Annotated in this window: 17 protein-coding genes and 1 pseudogene; 4 read left to right on the top strand and 14 right to left on the bottom strand. The window is 72.1% G+C overall.

Features of this window, described 5'->3' with window-relative positions; translation table 11 throughout:
- Positions 1–219 precede the first annotated feature (219 nt).
- The 4 genes and pseudogenes from AB0383_RS43375 to AB0383_RS43360 all read right to left on the bottom strand — a co-directional run bounded on the left by AB0383_RS43375 (position 220) and on the right by AB0383_RS43360 (position 3,592).
- Positions 220–984: an anti-sigma factor gene (locus AB0383_RS43375; RefSeq protein ID WP_364186367.1), complete on the bottom strand. Its 765-nt coding sequence runs from the start codon at positions 982–984 to the stop codon at positions 220–222.
- A complete protein-coding gene (sigK, locus tag AB0383_RS43370) occupies positions 981–1,589 on the bottom strand; it encodes an ECF RNA polymerase sigma factor SigK (RefSeq protein ID WP_220242223.1) in 609 nt (202 codons plus the stop codon). Before sigK ends, AB0383_RS43375 begins: the two co-directional genes overlap by 4 nt.
- Positions 1,582–2,328 carry a DUF1365 domain-containing protein gene (locus AB0383_RS43365; RefSeq protein WP_366190323.1) on the bottom strand — a complete coding sequence of 249 codons (747 nt, stop codon included), beginning with the start codon at positions 2,326–2,328 and terminating at the stop codon, positions 1,582–1,584. The genes sigK and AB0383_RS43365 overlap by 8 nt, the downstream gene beginning before the upstream one ends.
- Positions 2,322–3,592 (bottom strand): annotated as a pseudogene (locus tag AB0383_RS43360) (FAD-dependent oxidoreductase). The gene AB0383_RS43365 and the pseudogene AB0383_RS43360 overlap by 7 nt, the downstream one beginning before the upstream one ends.
- Positions 3,593–3,674: 82 nt before the next feature.
- Here AB0383_RS43360 and AB0383_RS43355 point away from each other — a divergent pair.
- The gene (locus AB0383_RS43355; RefSeq protein ID WP_366190316.1) at positions 3,675–4,961 is read left to right on the top strand and encodes a cyclopropane-fatty-acyl-phospholipid synthase family protein; all 1,287 of its coding nucleotides are present in this window, start codon (positions 3,675–3,677) and stop codon (positions 4,959–4,961) included.
- Positions 4,961–5,746 carry a DUF1295 domain-containing protein gene (locus tag AB0383_RS43350; protein WP_366190322.1) on the top strand — a complete coding sequence of 262 codons (786 nt, stop codon included), beginning with the start codon at positions 4,961–4,963 and terminating at the stop codon, positions 5,744–5,746. The genes AB0383_RS43355 and AB0383_RS43350 overlap by 1 nt, the downstream gene beginning before the upstream one ends.
- Here AB0383_RS43350 and AB0383_RS43345 read toward each other — a convergent pair.
- A complete protein-coding gene (locus AB0383_RS43345; RefSeq protein ID WP_364186370.1) occupies positions 5,733–6,242 on the bottom strand; it encodes a DinB family protein in 510 nt (169 codons plus the stop codon). The genes AB0383_RS43350 and AB0383_RS43345 overlap by 14 nt on opposite strands.
- 134 nt (positions 6,243–6,376) lie before the next feature.
- Between AB0383_RS43345 and AB0383_RS43340 the strand changes: the two genes are divergently transcribed.
- Entirely contained in the window at positions 6,377–6,811 is a 435-nt protein-coding gene (locus AB0383_RS43340) for an OsmC family peroxiredoxin (protein WP_364186371.1), read from the top strand.
- A 489-nt stretch (positions 6,812–7,300) separates the two neighbouring features.
- On the top strand, positions 7,301–8,509 hold the full coding sequence (locus AB0383_RS43335; protein WP_366190315.1) for an MFS transporter: 1,209 nt from the start codon (positions 7,301–7,303) through the stop codon (positions 8,507–8,509).
- 49 nt (positions 8,510–8,558) lie between these two features.
- On the opposite strand, the gene AB0383_RS43330 is transcribed toward AB0383_RS43335, so the two are convergent.
- From AB0383_RS43330 to AB0383_RS43290, 9 genes are all read right to left on the bottom strand, one after another.
- Positions 8,559–9,392 carry an NAD(P)H-binding protein gene (locus AB0383_RS43330; RefSeq protein WP_364186374.1) on the bottom strand — a complete coding sequence of 278 codons (834 nt, stop codon included), beginning with the start codon at positions 9,390–9,392 and terminating at the stop codon, positions 8,559–8,561.
- 84 nt (positions 9,393–9,476) lie between these two features.
- Complete coding sequence (locus tag AB0383_RS43325; protein ID WP_364186375.1) at positions 9,477–10,346, bottom strand: FtsQ-type POTRA domain-containing protein; 870 nt, start codon at positions 10,344–10,346, stop codon at positions 9,477–9,479.
- Positions 10,343–11,752 (bottom strand): UDP-N-acetylmuramate--L-alanine ligase, encoded by a 1,410-nt coding sequence (murC, locus tag AB0383_RS43320; RefSeq protein ID WP_364186376.1) that lies wholly within the window; start codon positions 11,750–11,752, stop codon positions 10,343–10,345. The genes AB0383_RS43325 and murC overlap by 4 nt, the downstream gene beginning before the upstream one ends.
- Positions 11,745–12,869 carry an undecaprenyldiphospho-muramoylpentapeptide beta-N-acetylglucosaminyltransferase gene (gene murG / locus AB0383_RS43315; protein ID WP_364186378.1) on the bottom strand — a complete coding sequence of 375 codons (1,125 nt, stop codon included), beginning with the start codon at positions 12,867–12,869 and terminating at the stop codon, positions 11,745–11,747. The genes murC and murG overlap by 8 nt, the downstream gene beginning before the upstream one ends.
- Positions 12,866–14,371, bottom strand: coding sequence for a putative lipid II flippase FtsW (ftsW, locus tag AB0383_RS43310; protein WP_366190314.1), 1,506 nt, complete (start codon positions 14,369–14,371; stop codon positions 12,866–12,868). The genes murG and ftsW overlap by 4 nt, the downstream gene beginning before the upstream one ends.
- Entirely contained in the window at positions 14,358–15,779 is a 1,422-nt protein-coding gene (murD, locus tag AB0383_RS43305; RefSeq protein ID WP_364186382.1) for a UDP-N-acetylmuramoyl-L-alanine--D-glutamate ligase, read from the bottom strand. Before murD ends, ftsW begins: the two co-directional genes overlap by 14 nt.
- A gap of 3 nt (positions 15,780–15,782) precedes the next feature.
- On the bottom strand, positions 15,783–16,865 hold the full coding sequence (gene mraY / locus AB0383_RS43300; protein WP_220242233.1) for a phospho-N-acetylmuramoyl-pentapeptide-transferase: 1,083 nt from the start codon (positions 16,863–16,865) through the stop codon (positions 15,783–15,785).
- A complete protein-coding gene (murF, locus tag AB0383_RS43295; protein WP_364186385.1) occupies positions 16,862–18,430 on the bottom strand; it encodes a UDP-N-acetylmuramoyl-tripeptide--D-alanyl-D-alanine ligase in 1,569 nt (522 codons plus the stop codon). The genes mraY and murF overlap by 4 nt, the downstream gene beginning before the upstream one ends.
- Entirely contained in the window at positions 18,427–19,971 is a 1,545-nt protein-coding gene (locus AB0383_RS43290; RefSeq protein ID WP_364186430.1) for a UDP-N-acetylmuramoyl-L-alanyl-D-glutamate--2,6-diaminopimelate ligase, read from the bottom strand. The genes murF and AB0383_RS43290 overlap by 4 nt, the downstream gene beginning before the upstream one ends.
- Between the last annotated feature and the right edge of the window lie 201 nt (positions 19,972–20,172).

Raw genomic sequence — 20,172 nt, 5'->3', positions numbered from 1 at the left:
AGAGCAGGACGGTAGGCACCAGGCAGGCTCTAATCCAGTAGCCACGCCGTGTGCGGCAAAGGTGTTTTGCCACAACGCGAACGCCTGCGCAAGGCCGGGAACCCGATCACCCCGTGATCCACTCGTCTGCTATGGCACCGGAGAAACACGGGAGCGGCGGCACCGGCGGGAAACCGGTACCGCCGCTCCTGGCGGAATCACCGCAGCGTCAGCACCAGATCAGGCGGGCATCGACATCACGAGAACCACGTCGTCCGAAGGCTTTCCGGTCGGCGAGCCACCGGCCTGCTCCACGCTGATCGCGAACTGGTCCGCGCCGGCCAGCCCGTCGGCCACCACCAGCGAACCCGCGGGTCCGCCCGGCAGGAGCCCGGCCGGGCGCGGCGCGAGGTCCGGGCCCATCAGCCATGCCTGGTAGACGTGCCCCGCCGGATACGGCGGCAGGTCTGATTCCATGAACATCATGCGGTCGAGCTGCTTCGACACGACCACCGTGCCCCCGCCCCCGCCGGGCGCGGTGCCGTGGATCGCCTGCGCGTCCGGCGCGGCGAGGATCTCCGCGACGGGCTGGTAGCGCACGCGCGCCTGGTCCAGCTGCGACTGCGCCGCGTCGAGGCGCCCCTGCGTGGTCACCGCGAGCCCGCCGAACACTCCGGCGAGCGCGAGGCCCACGACCGCGGCCGCCGTGGCCAGGATCAGCGGCCAACGGCGCCGGCCGCGCGACCGCTCCCCGGGCTCCGGCCCGGACAACGGCGGCAGCTGCGGTGTCGAGCGCATCTCGGCGAGCACGCGCTGCTTCAGCGACGCGGGCGGCTCCTCGGCCATCGCCGCGCCGAGCCGGGCCGCGGTGGCCCGCAGCTCGCGGACCTCCTGCGCGCAGGCCACGCACTGCTCGAGGTGCCGACGGAACAGGGCGCGCTCGGTGTCCGAAAGGGCGTTGAGCGCGTACGCACCGGTCAACGTGTGCATCTCCGGCGAGTTCACGCGGTCACCCCCAGGCAGTCGCGCAGCCGGATCAGCCCGTCGCGCACCCTCGTCTTGATCGTCCCCTGCGGAGTCGCCAGCACGTCGGCGACCTCGCGGTAGGTGTAGCCCTGGTAGTAGGCCAGGAGCACCGACTCGCGCTGCAGCTCCGTGAGCGACTTGAGGCAGCGGCGCACCTGCGAGCGCTCCAGCCGGGCGGTGACCGACTCGGCCACCTCGTCGAACGGCCGGCCGCGCGCGGCCTCGAACGTCGCCTTCTGCTCGCGTTCGGTGCCGGCCCGCGCGGACCGCACGCGGTCCACGGCGCGGCGGTGCGCCAGCGTCATCGCCCAGTTGAGCGCGCTGCCCTTCTCGGGCGAGTAGCGCGTGGCGGTCTTCCAGAGCTCGACGAGCACCTCCTGCGTCACCTCCTCCGACTGCGCCGAGTCGCGCACGATCCGCCGCACGAGGCCGTAGACCGGTCCGGCGAGCTGGTCGTAGAGCAGCTCGAACGCGCGCTCGTCGCCCTTGGCGACCTGGGCCATGAGGTCTTCGGCGGTGGGCGCCGCCTGCTCGGCGCCCACCGGCACGGCCGCGACCGGGCGCGGGCGGGCGGTCTCATCCATGGAGCGCTCCTGACGAGTTCTGTGGGGTCCGGGTGGCCACCGGGGCCTTGCGCAGCCACAACGTGACGCCGTGGCGGCGGATCAGGGCTGCCACGCGCTGCGGCTGCAGGGGCCGGCCGAGCACGAGCCGCGCGAGCGAACGCGCGCCGGCCGGCCTCCGGACTCCTCGCAGCGTAGCGAGCAACGGCGCGGTGTCACTGTTTCGGGCACGGTGGTGCAAGGCGACGGTGAGGTCGAGCAGCGCGTCGGGCCGCGGCAAGAGCATGCGGTACTCCCCCGCCATCTCCTGGAACGGCGACACGTAGAACTCCTTTTCGGCACGGGACTCACCCGCCGCGTCGGGGCGCAGCAGGTACGCGTGCCGCCCGCCGTAGGTGTTGTGGACCTCGGCGACGACGCACTCGAGCGCCCCGTCCGGCGTGTGGCACCAGTAGACGGTGATCGGGTTGAACACGTAGCCCAGCACGCGCGCCGACGCGAGCATCGTCACCGCCCCGCCGCGCAGGTCCACCCCGTGGTCGGCGAGCCAGCGGTCCAGTTTGGACCGGATGTCGCCCGGGTCGCCGGGGTCGAAGTGGTCGCGGCCGTCGAATGTCGCGAAGGGCCGCAGCCACCACGGCAGCCGCGGCAGCGAGTCGAGGTCGGTCAGCCACAGGTACAGCTTGTGCACGAACGCGTGCGGCGGGTCGGCGCGGCGCACGTGGCCGACCGTGGCGTCGTACAGCGCGGCGGTCACCAGCCCACCCCGAAGCTCTCGGCCGCGCGGACGCCCGACGAGCAGCCGTCCTCGTGGAACCCCCAGCCGTGGTAGGCGCCGGCGTAGGCGATCACCCCGTCGTTCAACGCGGCGAGCTTCCGTTGCGCCGCAACCGATTCCGGCGTGTAAACGGGATGATCGTAGGTCATCTTCGCGACTACGGACGACGCGTCGGGCTCGGCCCGCGGGTTGAGCGTGACGACGTAGCCGGTGGGTTCGTCGAGGCGCATCAGGCGGTTCATGTCGTAGCTCACCTGCACGGCGTCGCTGCCCGCGCCGCACACGGGCGTGCGGTAGTTCCAGCCGGACCGCGCGGCCTCGGCGTTCGGCAGCACGCTCGTGTCGGTGTGCAGCCAGGCGTCGTTGCGGGAGTAGCGGAACGCGCCGAGCACTTCGCGCTCGGCGGGAGTCGGGTCGGCCAGCAGCCGCAGCGCCTGGTCGGCGTGGGTGGCGACCACGACGCGGTCGACGCGGTGGCGGGTGTCGCCGTCGTCGCGGATCTCGATGCCGCGCGCGGTCCGCCGCACCGAGCGCACCGGCGTGGACAGGTGCACGGCGGTGAGCTGCTTCGCGGCCAGCTCCACGTACTCGCGCGAGCCGCCTTCGACCGTCCGCCACGTCGGCGAGTTTTCACCGTGAGCATCCCGTGGTTGCGCAGGAACTCGAACAGGTAGCGCGCCGGGTACTTCAGCGTGTCCGTGCGGTCGGCCGACCAGACGGTGGACACGAGCGGCAGCACGAAGTGGTCCACGAAGTAGCGCGAGTACCCGCCGATCGCGACGAACGCGCCGAGGCCCACGTCGCCGGCGTCCTCGCGCTGCAGCAGCCGCGCCGCGTGCCGGTGGAAGCGCTTGACCTCGGTGAGCATGCGCAGGTAGCGGTGGTCGGTGGCGTTGCGCCGCTGCGCGAACAGGCCCCGCACGCCCTTCGCGCCGGCGTACTCGAGGCCGCAGCCGTCGCAGCGGATGCTCATCGACATCTCGGTCTCGCGGGTGCGCACGCCGAGCTCGCCGAACAAGCGCAGCAGCGTCGGGTACGTGCGTTCGTTGTGGACGATGAAGCCGGAGTCCACGCCGATCGTGCCGCAGTGGGCACTGGGCACGTCGTGGGTGTGGGCGTGCCCGCCGAGCCGGGGGTCGGCTTCGAACAGCCGCACCTCGTGGCGGCGCTGCAGCAGGTAGGCGGCGGTGAGGCCGGCGACCCCGCTGCCGATGACAGCGATGCGGTGTCCTGTGGTCTGGTGCACGGCAGGGATTCGGGACCGGTGCCGCCGTGGATTGGTGGGAATCGGGCCCCATCCGCCTGGCGGAGGGCTCCGAACCCCGGGTATGCCGAACAGCACCGCGAACCGCTTGGCCACCTTCGTCGAACGCCTCCTCGGCGCGCCGCTGCCGATCGCCGTCCGCACGTGGGACGGCGAGCGCGTGGGCCCCGAGGGCCCGACCGTCGTCCTGAAGAACCGCCGCGCGCTGCGCCGGCTGCTCTACGCACCGGGCGAGCTGGGCCTGGCGCGCGCGTACGTGTCGGGCGACCTCGACGTGGAAGGAGACCTCACCGAGGGGTTCCGGCGGATCTGGGCGCTGACCCGCTCGGGCGAGCTGAGGAGGGTGCAGCTCGCCCCACGGGACTGGGCCGGCGCGGTGGGGCTCGCCGCGCGCCTGGGCGTGCTGGGCCTGCCGCCGAAACCGCCCGCGGAGGAGGCGAGGCTGACCGGCGTGCTGCACAGCCTGCGGCGCGACCGGTCGGCCATCGCCCATCACTACGACCTGTCCAACGCCTTCTACCAGCCGCTGCTCGACGACTCGATGGCCTACTCGTCGGGGTACTGGACGGCCGGAAACCCTCCTGCGCCCGGCTACGGCCTCGCGCAGGCGCAGCACGACAAGCTGGAGCTGATCTGCCGCAAGCTCGGCCTGCGCCCCGGCATGCGGCTGCTCGACGTCGGCTGTGGCTGGGGTTCGCTGCTGGTGCACGCGGCCAAGCACCACGGCGTGCACTCGGTGGGCGTGACGCTGTCGGCCGAGCAGGTGCAGCACGTGCGAGGGCGCCTGGCCCAGCACGACCTCGAAGGCCGCGTCGAGGTGCGGCAGCAGGACTACCGAGAGTTGACCGACGAGCCGTTCGACGCCGTCGCGTCGGTCGAGATGGGCGAGCACGTCGGCGAAAAGAACTATCCGACGTACGCGAATACGCTGTTCCGCATGCTCAACCCGGCCGGGCGGCTCGTGCTGCAGCAGATGTCGCGCGGGCGCGCCGGGGACACAGCGCCCGGTGGCGGCGCGTTCATCGAGCGCTACATCGCCCCGGACATGACGATGCGGCCGCTGAGCCGCACGCTCGGACACCTCGAGACGGCCGGGTTCGAGATCCGCGACGTGCACGCGCTGCGCGAGCACTACGTGACGACTGTGCGCGAGTGGGCCGAGACCCTGGAGTTCCACTGGGCCGAGGCCGTCGCGCTGGTCGGCGAGGCCGAGGCGCGCGTGTGGCGGCTCTACCTCGTCGGTGGCGCGCTGGCGTTCGAGGAGAACCGCATGGGCGTGGACCAGATCCTGGCCGTGCGGCCGACCGAAACCGGCGGAAGCGGGCTGCCGGCCACGCGGGAGTGGGCGTGATCGGCCTCGGCCCGCTCGTCGCGATCACCGCCGGCGTGGTGCTGGTGGCGGTGACGGTGACGTTCGGGATCGCCCGCCTGCGCCGCCGCTGCGACACCATCGACACGTTCTGGGGGCTCGGGTTCGCCCTGGTCGCCGTGGTCGCGTTCCCGCTGGGCAGCGGACCACTCGTGCTGCGGCTGGTCACGGCCGCGCTCACGGTCGTGTGGGGCGTGCGGCTCGCCGTCCACCTGCACCTGCGCAACCGCGGCGGCGACGAGGACCCGCGCTACCAGCGGATGGTCGAGCGCGCCGGCGACAACCCAGGTGCGCGGATCTTCGTCCGCGTCTACCTCCTGCAGGCCGGGATCCTGTGGTTCGTCTCGCTGCCGGTGCAGTTCGCGGTGTACGGCACCGGCCTCGGCGTGCTCGGCTGGATCGGCGTCGCGGTGTGGGTGCTCGGCTTCACCTTCGAGTCCGTCGGCGACGCCCAGCTGAGCCGTTTCCGCGCGGACCCCGGCAACCGTGGTGAGGTGCTCGACACCGGGCTGTGGCGCTACACGCGGCACCCGAACTACTTCGGCGACGCCTGCGTGTGGTGGGGCCTGTACCTGCTGGCTTGCTCGACGTGGCCCGGCGCGGCGACGATCCTCTCGCCGATCGCCATGACGTTCACCCTCGCCCGCGGCACCGGGAAACCGATGCTGGAGAAGAGCATGGCGCGCACGCGGCCGGGTTGCGCGACGTACGTGGAGCGCACCAGCGGGTTCTTCCCGTTGCCGCCGAAGAGGCTCACTCGCCGGTGAGCCCGTCGGTCAGCTCGCGCAGCAGGTCGAGGTGGCCGAGGTGGCGGGCGGTCTCCTCGATCATGTGCGTCACGACCCAGCGCACGTTGAGCTGCCGGTCGCCTTTGTGGAGCACGGTGTCGGTGAACTCGCGCGCCGCAACGACCTCGCGGCTGAGCGCGATTTCGGCTTCGTAGCCGGCCACGAGCTGCTCGATCGGGGTCGTCATCGCCGCGCGGAACTCGGCGTCGCGGTCGAGCTCCAGAGCCTCTTCCCACTCGTCGGGCTGACCGTCGAGCACCACGCGGAACCACCAGTTCTCCACGAGCGTGAGGTGGCTCAGCAGGCCGGCGATGGTGGTCAGCTCGCTGGGCAGGTGGCGGCGGCGGGCCTGCTCGTCGGTGAGCCCGCTGGTTTTCCAGACGACGGTCGCGCGAAGGAAGTCGAGGAAACCGGTGAGCTGGGTGCGCTCGTCGGCGTCCATGGGCGGGTCGGGGCGTTCCGGCGCGGTGGTCACGAGGTGCAGCCTTCCGCACCGGGCAATCTTTTTTCGCCGGATAGGTTGCGCACAATCTGATTGCGCAATATGTTCATGACAGATGAACCACAGCGATCCCCCACCCCGGGGGATCCGGCACCGAGGAGGCAGTTGTGCCCAGCCGCGACGCGACGACCCACTGGACCGGCGGACTGCAGAAGGGCAAGGGCGAGGTCACGCTCGACTCGTCCAATGCCGGCAGTTTCGACGTGTCGTTCCCCACCCGCTCGGGCAACCCCGACGGCCAGACCAGCCCCGAAGAGCTCATCGCCGCCGCGCACTCCTCGTGCCTCGCGATGAACCTGTCGGGCGTGCTGGAGTCACAGAAGCTCGAGGCGGAGTCCATCGACGTCTCCGCCGAGGTCACGCTCGGCCCGGCCCAGGGCGGCGGCTTCGAGATCAGCGGCATCGCCATCACCCTGCGCGCGAAGCTCGACGGCGTGACGCCGGAGCAGTTCGCGGAGCTGGCCGAGACCGCCGAGAAGACCTGCCCGGTCACCAAAGCGCTCGCCGGCACCACGATCACGATGGACGCGGCGCTCGCTTGATTCACCAGGCGGTGAAAGCCCCTCCATCCCGAGGGGCTTTCACCGCGCTGTCCGGTCCACGAGGTGTTCGCCTGCCTGCCGGACGCCAGAGCAGCCGAGCCTCACGATCGTCCGCGCCGAAACGGGCCCCGCGAAGTCACCCGGGCCGCTCCCCATGCCGCCCCACGGCTGTCCGCCACCCGCCAATGGGCTGCGACGCCGGACATGCGCGCCCGAGGCCACGATCGTCCGCGGCGAAACAGGCCCGGTGAAGTCACCCGGACCGCCCGAGGGCGATTCCCGCGCCTGCCGGCGGGTGGCCGCTCCGGCCGCGCCAGCGAGCGCAACACTGTCCACAGTGGCCGGAGCGCGCTCCGGGTAACCCGGACACTCCGGACGGAAACCGGCGGTACGCAAGCGGTTCCGGGTCGCGAAGATCACCCCGGGCCGCCGGTTACCGGCTGTTAGAATCGGGAACCGGTTATTCCGGTTGTCGAGAACGAGGTGCCCGTGGCCCAGCCCGAAGCCGAGACCACGTCTCCCGCGGCGCCCCAGCAGGCGCCACCCTCGTGGCTCGTCCTGCTCCTCGCCGTCTCTTGTGGACTGACAGTCGCGAACCTCTACTACGCGCAGCCGTTGCTCAACGAGCTGCGGACCACGTTCGGCGTCGGCGAGGCCGCGGCCGGCGGTGTGGTCACCGCCACCCAGATCGGCTACGCGGCGGGCATGCTGCTGATCGTCCCGCTCGGCGACCGCGTGGAGAACCGCAGCCTGGTGTCACTGCTGCTGGCCATCGCGTGCGCCGGGCTCGTGGCCACCGGCCTCGCGCCGCAGTTCTCCGTGCTGCTGATCGCGTCGCTCATCGCCGGCTCGACGTCGGTGGTGGTGCAGATCCTGATCCCGCTCACGGCCGACCTCACGCCCGACGCCGTGCGCGGGCGCATCGTCGGGCGGGTGATGAGCGGGCTGCTGTTCGGCATCCTGCTCTCCCGCGTCGCGGCGAGCCTGCTGGCCGAGGTCACGACCTGGCGGGTCGTGTTCCTGATCTCGGCCGGGCTGATGGCCATCCTCGCCGTGGCACTGCGCTTCAGCCTGCCGCGGCGCGCGCCGAAGACGTCCGTCCACTATGGAGAGCTGCTGCGCTCGACGCTGCGGCTCGCCCGCGACCACCCGGCGCTGCGCCGCCGCGCGCTGTACCAGGCCGCGCTCTACTCGGTGTTCAGCGCCTTCTGGACCACGATCGCGTTCGTACTCACCTCCGCGCCGTTCCGCTACTCGCAACTCGGCGTCGGACTGTTCGCGCTCGTCGGCGCGGCCGGGGCGGCCATCGCGCCGCTCGCCGGGCGCTGGGCGGACCACGGCCACGGCCGCGTGGCCACCGGCGCGTCCTTCCTGTTGTGCGCGGTGGCGTTCGCCGTCGGCGGGTTCGGCGCGCACAGCGTGATCCTGCTCGCTGTGGGGGCGATCGCCCTCGACATGGCCGTGCAAACCACGATGGTGTCCGGCCAGCACGTGATCTACCAGCTCGACCCGAACGCCCGCGCCCGCGTGAACAGCATCTACCTGGCCACGTTCTTCGTGGGCGGAGCGATCGGGTCGGAGATCGGGTCGGTCCTCTACCACCTGGGCGGCTGGACGGCCGTGTCGGTGTTCGGCGCCGCCATCCCGCTGATCGCGCTGGCCTGGTGGACAACCGAACGGCGCTCTGCTGACAACTGAGCGCCGACAACTGAGCGCCGACAACTGAGTACTGACAACGGACCCGCGCTCAGGAGAACGCGCCGGTGTGACGCGCGGCCCACTCGGCGTAGGTCACGCCGCGGTGGCCCAGCAGGTCCTCCACGACCCCGGTCGGTACCTCCGGCCGCGCCACCGCGGCGGCGAACCCGTCGAGCAGCCAGTCGGCGATCTCCCCCGGGATCCCCAGCTCGACCCACTCGGAGTGCTGCTGCTCCCGGGTCAGCTCCACGAACGGCACGTCGCGGCCCAGCGCTTCGGCGATTTTCCCGGCCATCTCCCGCAACGTGAGCGCCTCCGGTCCACTGAGGACATAAGTCTGCCCGTCATGGCCTTCGGTGGTGAGCACGTGCGCGGCGACGGCCGCGATGTCGGCCAGGTCGATCGGCGTCTGCGCCGCTTCCGCATACGCGGTGCGGATTTCCCCGTGCGTGTGCACGGAATGCGCCCAACCGAGCGAGTTCGCCATGAACACCCCCGGCCGCAGGAACGTCCTGGCGAACCCGGCCTTCGTCACGGCGGCCTCCACCGCCGCGAACTCCGGCCCGCTCGACCCGTCGTGCTCGTCGCCGACACTGCTGCCGGACAGCGCGACCACCCGCCGCACTCCCGCCTCGGCGGCGAGCTCGCAGAACCGCGTGACCGTGCGCGCCATCGGCGCGAGGTACACCTCCTCGACCCCCTTGAGCGCCTGCGGCAACGTCGACGGCCGCGCGAGCGACCCCACGACCACCTCGGCCCCGGCCGGCAGCGCCGCCTGCTCAGGGTCCTTCGTCAGCGCGCGCACCGCCGCGCCGCGGGCCAGGAGTTCGTCGACCACGAGCCGCCCGACGTTTCCGGTCGCACCCGTCACCAGGATCGGCATGCTGCCCCACCTTCTCTCGTATGCCGTACGAAATAAAACAGCGTACAGCATACGGAGAAGGTGGTGCCAGTGGAAAAGACGAGGTCAGGACGTGATGGTCGGCAGCTCGGGCGCCGAGACGTCGTAGACCTTGCCCTTCTGTGTGAGCAGGGCGGCCAGGACTTTCGCCTTGCGATCGGTCTTGCCGGCGTCGCCCCAGCGGACGGTCTTGCCGTCGGTGAGGGTGAACTGGACGCTGGCCGGCGTCTGGGCCGTCGCGGTGGTGACCTGCTTGAGCAGGGCCTGCGGGATCACGCCGAGCACCGCGGTCACCGCACGCGTCACCGGGTCGTCGGCCGACACCTTCGGCAGCTTCAGCTCCGGCAGCCCCGCCGGGCGCGTCTTCACGGTCTTGAACACGACTCCGCCACCGTCGACGAGGTGCACCCCGTCGCCGCCCGGGCCGCTGTCGAAGAACGCGATGGCCGTGCGCTCGGTCACCGCGATGTCCACGGTGTTGGGCCACGAACGCGACACGTCCACGGTCGCGACACCCGGCATCTCCGCCACGCGGTCGCGGATCCCGTCGACGTCGACGAGCAGCATCGGCTTGTCGGCCGGCACGGCCGCGACGGCCCGGATCTGCTCCGCCGACACCGCTTTCGCACCCTGCACGGCCACGTCCTTCACCCCGAGCATGGAGCTGAAGAACAGCAGATACCCCAGGCCCACGAGCGTGACGACCACGAGCAGCGCGACCCAGCGGCGCCGGATCTCCTTCTTCCGCGTCGGACGCGCGCGCAGGCTCTCCGCCCGAGTCGCCCGGCCCGAGCGCGGTGCCGTCGAGCGGCTCGAACGGGTACGGCGGCGCTCCTCTTCCGAGCGCCGCCCCCGCCGGGCCCGGGCCAGGGCAGCGCGATCCCGCTCGTCCTCTTCGGACGAGGGCGGGTTGCGGCGCTCCCTGGTCGACGTCATGCGCCCGCGGTCCTCCGGTCGAGCTCGGCCAGGATCTCCGGGCCCAGCTGCGTCACGTCACCCGCGCCCATGGTCACCACGAGGTCACCCGGCTTCACGAGGTCGGCCACGAGCTTCGCCGCGAGGTCGAATGCGGGCTGGTAGTGCACCGGGCTCGTCACGCGGTCGGCGATCAGCGTGCCCGTCACGCCCGGCACCGGTTCTTCGCGAGCGCCGTACACGTCGAGCACCACGACCTCGTCGGCCAGTGACAGCGCTTCGGCGAACTCCGCCGCGAAGGTCTGCGTGCGCGAGTACAGGTGCGGCTGGAACACCACGAGCACCCGGCCGAGCCCGGCCGCCGTGCGCACGGCCCTGAGCTGAGCGGCCACCTCGGTCGGGTGGTGGGCGTAGTCGTCGTACACGCGGACATCGCCGGAGCGGCCCTTGAACTCGAAGCGCCGGCGCACCCCGCCGAACGCGGCGAGCCCCTCGGCCAGGCCGGCCACGGGCGCGCCCAGCTCGAGCCCGGCCAGCAGAGCCGCGACCGCGTTGAGCGCCATGTGCTCGCCCGGCACGGCCACGCGCAGGTCGAGCTCCTCGCCGTCGAGCGAAAGCCGGACCTGGCCGCCGTCCGGGGCGGGCTTGTAGTCGAGCACGCGCGCGTCGCCCTCGCCGGTGGCGGTGCGGCCGTAGCGGCGCACGCGCACGCCCTCGGCCGCGGCCTCGTCGCCGAGTTTCGCGGCGCCCGGGTCGTCGGCGCACACCACGAGCAGGCCACCCGGCTGCAGGCGCCCGACGAACTCCGTGAACACCTTCACGTAGGCCTCGGCCGTGCCGTGGTGGTCGAGGTGGTCGGGCTCGACGTTGGTGACCACGGCGACCGACGGCGAGTACGTGAGGAACGAACCGTCACTCTCGTCGGCCTCCGCGATGAAGACCCCGCCCTCGCCGTGGTGCGCGTTGGCACCCGACTCGTTGAGGTCGCCGCCGATCGCGAACGACGGGTCGAGCCGGCAGTGCTGCAGCGCCACGGTGAGCATCGACGTGGTCGACGTCTTGCCGTGCGTGCCGGCGATGCAGGCCACGCGGTGGCCCTCCATCAACCCCGCGAGCGCCTGCGCGCGGTGCAGCACCGGGATGTCGCGCGCACGGGCCGCGGCCAGCTCCGGGTTGGACTCCTTGATCGCCGTCGACACCACGACGGCCGACGGGGCTTCGGCGAGCGCGTCGAGGTTCTCCGCGCGCTGGCCCACGAACAGCTCGGCGCCCTGGGCGCGCAGCGACAGCAGCGCGCGCGACTCCTTGGCGTCCGAACCGGACACGGCCGCCCCGCGGGCGAGCAGGATCCGCGCGATGCCGGACATGCCGGCCCCGCCGATGCCGATCAGGTGCGCGCGGCGCAGTTCTTCGGGCAGCTCAGGCACCTGCGGCCTCCAGCACGATCTTGGCGAGCGTCTCGTCGGCCTCGCGGTGTCCCATCCCCACGGCGGCCTCGCTCATCTTCGCGACGCGCGCGGCGTCGGTGATCAGCGGCACCACCAGCTCGGCCACCTTGGCCGGGGTCAGCTCTCCGTCGGGCACCAGGAAGGCGGCGCCCGCGTCGACGGCGGGACGGGCGTTCACGGCCTGCTCGCCGTTGCCGTGCGGCAGCGGCACGAACACCGCGGGCAGCCCGACGGCGGATACCTCGGCCGCGGTCATCGCGCCCGAGCGGCACAGCACCACGTCGGCCGCGGCGTAGGCGAGGTCCATGCGTTCCAGGTAGGGCACCGGCACATAGGCCGGCTTGCCCGGGAACTCCTGCACCACGAGGGTGTTCTTCGGGCCGTGGGCGTGGAGGACGCCGACGCCGGCCTCGGCCAGCTCCTTCGCGGCGCCGGAAACGGCGCTGTTGATCGACTGCGCGCCCTGCGAGCCGCCGAACACCAGCAGCGTCGGGGCGTCCGCGTCGAGGTCGAAGAACTCGCGGGCCTCGGCGCGCAGCGCGGCGCGGTCGAGCGACGTGATCGACCGGCGCAGCGGGATCCCGACGACCTCGGCCTTCGGCAGCGGCGTGCCCGGCACGGCGACGGCGACGCGCGCGGCGAAGCGGGCGCCCACCTTGTTGGCCAGGCCCGGCGACTGGTTGGCCTCGTGGACCACGATCGGCGTACGGCCGCGCGCGGCGAGGTACGCGGGCAGCGCGACGTAGCCGCCGAAGCCCACCACGACGTCGGCGCCGACGCGCTCCAGCACGTCGCGGGTCCGGCGCACGGAGTCGCGGACCTTCAGCGGGAGCCGCAGCAGCTCCGGGGTCGGCTTGCGCGGCAACGGCACCGGCGGGATGAGCTCCAGCGGGTAACCGCGAGCCGGCACCAGCTTGTTCTCCAGGCCGCGCGCCGTGCCCAGGGCGATCACCTTGGCGTCGGGGCGCAGCCGCATGACGGCGTCGGCCAGGGCGAGGGCGGGTTCGATGTGTCCTGCGGTGCCACCTCCGGCGACGACCACCACGGGCACCTTGCCCGAGGGTGATCGCTCGGCTCCCTTGACGGGGTTACTCACCAATGACCTCTCCGGTTCGCGGTACCCCTGGCACCGCGGTTCGCTGTTGTCCGCGCCGCGTTCGTCCGTGCGGCAGTGCTGCGCCGCGTCGGCTGGCGGACCGACCTGCGGCGCTCCTGCGCCGGTGCGGGCCGGGCCGCGCGAGGCGCCGGCCGGGCCGCCTTGGCCCCCGAACCGGTCCCCCGCCCGGCCAGTCCCTTGCGGGTGGTCGTGGGCGGGCGGTACGGGTCGGGCGCGGGCAGCCTCAGCAGGCGTCCGAATTTACCCGGGCCCTGCGAACGCAGTGCGGCCACCGCCTCCGGTTCGTGCCGGGCGGCGTTGGCGAGCACGCCCATGATGAGCATCGTGATCACCAGGGAGGTGCCGCCGTAGGAGATCAACGGCAGCGTGACGCCCGTGACGGGCAGCAGGCCGACGACGTAACCGATGTTGATGGCGGCCTGCGCGACCAGGAACATCGTGAGCGTGCCCGCGACGATCCGGATCCACGGGTCGATGTTCCGCGTCGCGATCCGCAGCCCCACCACGGCGACGAGGGCGAACAGGGCCAGCACCACGGCGCAGCCCACGAACCCGAGTTCCTCGCCGACGAGGGCGAAGATGAAGTCGTTCTGCACGTTGGGCAGGTAGCCCCAGTTGGACGCGCCCTGGCCGAGGCCCTTGCCGAACAGGCCGCCGTCGGCGAGCGCGAGCTTGGCCTGGTTGGCCTGGTAGCCCTCCACCGTGGTGTCGGCGTTCGGCGACAGGAACGACATCACGCGCGCGAGCCGGTACGGGGCGATGATCGCCAGCACCAGGATGCCGGCGAGACCGCCGGCGAGGATCACGCCGAAGAGCCGCTTCGGCGCGCCGGCGAACCACAGCAGGGCCAGCAGCACGACGGCGAGTGTGACCGTGCCGCCGAGGTCGGGCTGCAGCATGACCAGCGCGAACATCACGAGCGCGACCGGGACGACCGGCACGAGCAGGTGGCGCCACTGGTGGATCACGTTGTACTTGATCACCAGGATGTGCGCGCCCCAGAACGCCAGCGCGACCTTCGCGGCCTCCACCGGCTGGAACGTGAACACGCCGAGTTTGAACCAGCCCTGCGAGCCGTTCACGGTGGCGCCCAGCGGCGTCAGCACGAGCATCAGCATGCCGAGGCAGACGACCACCATCGTGGCCGACATCCGGCGGATGCGTTCGAGCTTGATCCGCAGCCCCACCCAGAACACCACCGACCCGATGGCGACGAACATCAGCTGCCGGAAGAACAGCGAGTACACGCCGCTGCCGGTCTTGGGGTCGTAAGAGGCGACCGACGACGCCGACAGCACCATCACGATGCCGATCACGATCAGCACGCCGGTGAGCGCGAGCACGAGGTGGAACGACGCCAGCGGCCGTGAGAGCCACGCCGTCAGCGCGGTGCGGAACGCCACGAACGGGCTTTCCTTGCGCTCGCGCCGCCGCGGCCGCTCGGGCCGGTCCTGGGTCCGTTTGTCGTCAACTACCGTCATTCGCCGCCCCCGCCGCACCGCCCGCGAGGACACGCACCGCCGCGATGAACGCGTCGCCGCGCTCGCCGTAGTTGCGGAACATGTCCAACGAGGCGGCGGCGGGCGCGAGCAGCACCACGTCACCAGGGCGAGCCATCGCGCTGGCCGCATCCACCGCCGCAGTCATGGGTTCATGGTCACCCGGACGGAGGCGGTTCACCGGGACATCCGGCGCGTGTCGCGCAACAGCGGCTGCGATCACGGGTGAATCCACGCCGAGTAGCACAACTCCGCGAAGCCGGCCAGCGATCGAGGCCACGAGTTCGTCGACCGCGGCGCCCTTGAGCTGGCCCCCGGCGATCCACACGATGCTCTCGTGGGCCCGCAGCGAACCGCCCGCGGCGTGGGGGTTGGTGGCCTTCGAATCGTTCACGTAGCGCACGCCGCCGATCTCGGCGACCTCCTGAGCGCGGTGCGGCGCCGGCTGGTACTCGCGCAGCCCCTTGAGCACGGCCTCGGGTGACACGCCGTGGGCGCGCGCGAGGGCGCCGGCGGCCAGCGCGTTGGCGACGTTGTGCGGCCCGGCCGGGCGGACGTCGGCGATGGTCGCCAGTTCTTCCGCGCTCGTGGCGGGGTCGGCGACGAACGCGCGGTCCACCAGCAGGTCCTCGACCAACCCGAGCTCACCGGCGTACGGCGTGTCCAGGCGGAACCCGATGCGCCGGGCGCTCTCGGGCGCGTGCTCGTCGGCGATGCGGGTGGACCACTCGTCGTCGGCGTTGTGCACGACCACGCGCGAGCGCTCGTGAGCCCGGCCCTTCGCGGCGCCGTACTCCTCCATGGAGCCATGCCAGTCGATGTGGTCCTCGGCGAGGTTGAGCACCACCGACGCGTCGGGCGCGAGCGTCGAGGACCAGTGCAGCTGGAAGCTGGACAGCTCCACCGCGAGCACGGCGTGGCCGGCCCGCACGGCGTCGAGCACCGCGTAGCCGACGTTCCCGCAGGCCACGGCGTCGACGCCACCCGCGCGCAGCATCGACTCGAGCATGCCGACGGTGGTGGTCTTGCCGTTGGTGCCGGTGATCACCAGCCACGACGGCGGGTGTTCCCGCAGCTGGCCGAGGCGCCAGGCCAGCTCGACGTCGCCGATCACCTCGACGCCGGCAGCGGCCGCGGCGGCCAGCAGCGGCGACGTGGGCCGCCAGCCCGGGCTCGTCACCACGAGCACGGTGCCCGGCGGCGGAGCGCTCAGCCCCGGCACCAGCTCGGCACCGAGGCCCGCCAGCTCTTCGAGCCGCTCGGCGTTGCCGTCGGTGACCGTCACGTGGGCGCCCAGCTCCCGCAGAACCGGCACCACCGACTTCCCGGTGACGCCGGCGCCTGCCACGAGCACGTTCTTGCCTTCGAGCAGGAGCTCCCTGTCGGTCACGACCTAGCTCCCGACACCGAGCTGTTCGCTGTAGAACAGCCCCAGGCCGAACATGCAGCAGATGGCCGACAGCAGCCAGAAGCGGATGATCACCGTGGTTTCCGCCCACCCGGCGAGCTCGAAGTGGTGGTGGAAGGGCGCCATCCGGAAGAGCCTTCGCCGCGTTGTGCGGAACACCGCGATCTGGGTGACCACCGAGATCATCTCGACCATGAACAGGCCGCCGATCACGATGGCGAGCAGCTCCGTGCGGGTGGTCATCGACAGGCCGGCGACGAGACCGCCGAGCGCCAGCGAACCGGTGTCGCCCATGAAGATCTTGGCCGGCGCGGCGTTCCACCACAGGAAGCCGACGCACGCGCCGGTCGCCGCGGCGGCGACCACAGCGAGGTCCAGCGGGTCGCGCACGTCGTAACAGGCGGTCGTGGGCCCGTCGGCGCAGGAGAGGCGCGCCTGCCAGAAGGAGATGATCACGTAGGTCGCCAGCACCATCGCCGCGGCGCCGCCGGCCAGGCCATCGAGGCCGTCGGTGAAGTTCACCGCGTTCGACCAGCCGGAGATGACCACGTAGCAGAAGATCACGAACACGATCCACGGGAACGTGATCAGCGCCAGGTCGCGCACATAGGAGAGGCTCTGCGACGCGGGCGTGAGGCCGTGCTCGTCGGCGAACTGCAGCGACAGCACCGCGAACAGGATCGTGACCACGAGCTGGCCGACCAGCTTCGCGGTCTTGTTCAAGCCGAGGTTGCGCTGCTTGCGGATCTTGATGAAGTCGTCGAGGAACCCGACGATGCCGAGTCCCACGGCCAGCATGAGCACCAGCAGGCCGGACGCCGACGGCGCCGAGCTGTGGGAGTTGCCGAGCCAGCTGATCAGGTGTGCGACGAAGTAGCCGACGACCATCGCGATGATGATCGCGACGCCACCCATCGTCGGGGTGCCGCGCTTCGACTTGTGGCCCTGGGGCCCTTCTTCGCGGATCTCCTGGCCGAAGCCCTGCCGGGAGAAGACCCGGATCAGGTAGGGCGTGAGCAGGATGGAGACCAGCAGACCCGCCGCGGCCGCGATCAGGATGTTGATCACGCGTGACCACCGTTCGAGCGTTCAGAGGAGGGGGACGGGGAGGAGGAAAGAGACAGGGAGGAATGAGATGGGGAAGAGGAAGTCGACTGCGAGCCCGGCCCGGAGGGGGCGAGCAGCGCCTCGGCCACGTGCCACAGGCCGGCGGCGTTGGAGGCCTTGACCAGCACCACGTCTCCGGGACGGAGCTGATCATTCAGCAGGGCCACGGCGGCGTCGCCGTCGGGTACCTGCACCGACTCCTCGTTCCAGGAGCCCTCCTGCGAGGCGCCCTGGTGCATCGGCGCGGCCTCGTCACCGACGACGACGAGCTTGTCGATGTTGAGGCGCACCACGAGGCGGCCGATGGAGTCGTGCTCGGTCACGGAGTCGGCGCCGAGCTCGCCCATCACCCCGAGCACGGCCCACGCGCGGCGGCCGGTCCGGCGCATCGACGCGAGGGCCTTCAGCGCGGCTCGCACTGATTCGGGGTTGGCGTTGTACGCGTCGTTGAGGACGGTGACGCCGTCGGCGCGCGTGGTCACGGCCATGCGGTGGGCCGAGCGGCGCTCGAGGGCGGACAGCCGCTGCGCGACCTCGGCCGGCGTCGCGCCGAGCTCCAGCGCGATGGCGGCGGCCGAGAGCGCGTTGCCGACGTGGTGCTCGCCGTGCAACGGCAGCGTCACCGACGCTTCGCCGTCGGGAGTGATCAGCCGGAACGATGCGCGGGCCTCGGCGTCGAGCGTGATGTCGGCGGCGCGGACCTGCGCGGACGCGGTCTCGCCGACGCCGACCACGCGGGCGCTCGTGCGGCCGGCCATGGCGGCGACCAGCGGGTCGTCGAGGTTCAGCACGGCGACTCCACCCGCGTCGGCGCTCGGCAGCGCCTCCACGAGCTCGCCCTTGGCCTTCGCGATGGCTTCGCGCGAGCCGAACTCGCCGACGTGCGCGCTGCCGACGTTGAGCACCGCCCCGATGCGCGGCGGTGTGATCGCGGCCGCGTCGGCGATGTGCCCCATCCCGCGCGCGGACATCTCCAGCACCAGGTACTTGGTGCGGTGGTCGGCGCGCAACGCGGTCCACGGGTGGCCCAGCTCGCTGTTGAACGAGCCGGGCGGCGCGACCGTGGGGCCCATCGGCTCCAGCAGCTGCGCGATGACGTCCTTGGTCGAGGTCTTGCCCGACGAGCCGGTCAGCGCCACGACCGTGAGGCCCTCGGCGGCGAGCCGACCGACGACGTGGTTCGCCAGCTTCGCGAGCGCGGCCAGCACCGCGGCGCCGGACCCGTCGGTGTCGCCGGCCAGCGCGACCGAACGGTCGTTGGCCTGGCCCTCGGGCAGCGGCGGCACCACGATCGCGGGCGCGTCGACCTCGCGGCCGGCCAGCACCGCGACGGCACCGGACGCCACGGCCTTCGCGGCGAAGTCGTGTCCGTCCACGCGCTCGCCGGGAAGGGCGACGAAGAGGCCGCCGGGCCCGACCTTGCGCGTGTCGAACTCGACACACCCTGTGACGGTCAACGAGCCGTCGGCTCCGTGCAGCCGGCCGCCGACGACGTCGGCGATCTCGGCCAGGCTGAGCTCGATCACGCACTCACCTCGAGATGCTTGCGAATGGCGGCCTCGAGCTCGTCGCGGTCGGAGAACGGGTGCACGACACCCTGGACCTCCTGGCCGGTCTCGTGGCCCTTGCCGGCGATGAAGACGATGTCACCCGCGCGGGCGAGCGACACGGCGTGGGTGATGGCCTCGCGGCGGTCGCCGATCTCCACGATCTCACCGCCGTGGGACGGCCCGACGCCCCGCGCACCGGCGAGCATCGCGGCGCGGATCAGGGCCGGGTCCTCGGACCGCGGGTTGTCGTCGGTCACGATCAGCACGTCGCTGCGGCGGACGGCTTCCTCGCCCATCATCGGGCGCTTGGCCGTGTCGCGGTCACCACCGCAGCCGAGCACCGTGATGATGCGGCCGTCGGTGCGGGCGCGCAGTGCGTCGAGTCCCTGCGCGACGGCCGCGGGCTTGTGCGCGTAGTCGACGACGGCGGTGAAGTCCTGGCCCAGGTACACGCGCTCCATCCGGCCCGGCACCTCCACGGCTCCGAGGCCCGCGATGATGGCCGCCGGGTCCACGCCGGCGCTGCCCAGGATCGCGGCGGCGAGCACGGCGTTGGCCACGTTGAACGTACCCGGCAGCGGGATCTTCGCGGCGAGTGTGAGCCCGTCCGGGCCGTGGAGGGTGAAGGTCTGCTCCCCCGCCGCGGTGGGCTCGATGTCGGAGGCGCGCCACGCGGCGTCGACGCCCTGCTCGATCGACACCGTCACCGTCTGCGGCGTGAGCAGCGCCCGGCCCCACGCGCTGTCCACGACCACGACCTCGGTGGTCGAACGGCCGTCGAACAGCAGCGACTTGGCGGCGAAGTACTCCTCCATGTCGTGGTGGAAGTCGAGGTGATCCTGCGAGAGGTTCGTGAACGCGCCGACCGCGAAGCGCGTGCCGTTGACGCGGCCCAGCGACAGCGCGTGGCTCGAAACCTCCATCGGCACGTGGGTCACGCCGCGCTCCAGCATCACCGCGAGCAGCGCCTGCAGGTCCGGCGCCTCCGGCGTGGTGAAGCCGCTGACCAGGCGCTCGCCCGCGATGCGCGTCTCGACCGTGCCGATCAGGCCCGTGGTCAGGCCCGCAGCACGCAGCCCGGAGTCGACGAGGTAGGAGGTGGTGGTCTTGCCCGACGTGCCGGTGACCCCCAGCACCGACAGGTGCAGCGACGGCTCCCCGTAGATCCACGCGGCCATCTCGCCGAGCGCGGCGCGCGGGTCCGGGTGCACGAGGACCGGGATACCGGCGTCGCGCAACGCGGGGCGCTCGGCGCCCTCGGCGTCGGTGAGCACCGCGGCCGCGCCGGCGGCCACGGCCTGGTCGCTGAAGTCGGCGCCGTGGGCGCGCGCGCCGGGCAAGCCGGCGAACAGGTCGCCCGGCAGCACGTGCTGCGCACGCAGCGTGGTGCCGGTGACAGTGAGGTCGGCGGCCTCGGGGCTCTCGGCGATCAGCCGGGCGCCCGCGCGCGCGAGCAGGGTGGCCAGCGGGACCGGGTCGATCCGGGCCGGGCGGGGCGGGGCGGCGACCGCCTTCACCGGGCTTTCCGGCAGCGACGAGGCAGCCGGCCCGCTCTGGGGTTTGGACGAGGACACGGACACGTCCGAGAGGTTACCGAGAGCGCGATCGGGTGACCCAAGGCGGTACGGCGAAAGCGCCGCCGCGCACCGTGTGTGCTATGCGGCGCGCGCAACGTCGTTGCGGGGCAAGCGTTTCCGCCCGCCGCCACCAGCCGATGT

The organism is Amycolatopsis sp. NPDC051373, assembly GCF_040689465.1.
GTDB lineage: Bacteria > Actinomycetota > Actinomycetes > Mycobacteriales > Pseudonocardiaceae > Amycolatopsis.
Note: the sequence above shows the minus strand (reverse complement) of the source record. Positions and strands in the feature narration are given on the sequence as shown.

What these genes read in the sequence shown, in the direction of transcription:
- AB0383_RS43325 (WP_364186375.1), bottom strand. Translation starts at nt 10,346, where the DNA reads ATGACGTCGACCAGGGAGCGCCGCAACCCGCCCTCGTCCGAAGAGGAC.
- AB0383_RS43355 (WP_366190316.1), top strand. Translation starts at nt 3,675, where the DNA reads ATGCCGAACAGCACCGCGAACCGCTTGGCCACCTTCGTCGAACGCCTC.
- sigK (WP_220242223.1), bottom strand. Translation starts at nt 1,589, where the DNA reads ATGGATGAGACCGCCCGCCCGCGCCCGGTCGCGGCCGTGCCGGTGGGC.
- ftsW (WP_366190314.1), bottom strand. Translation starts at nt 14,371, where the DNA reads ATGACGGTAGTTGACGACAAACGGACCCAGGACCGGCCCGAGCGGCCG.
- AB0383_RS43330 (WP_364186374.1), bottom strand. Translation starts at nt 9,392, where the DNA reads ATGCCGATCCTGGTGACGGGTGCGACCGGAAACGTCGGGCGGCTCGTG.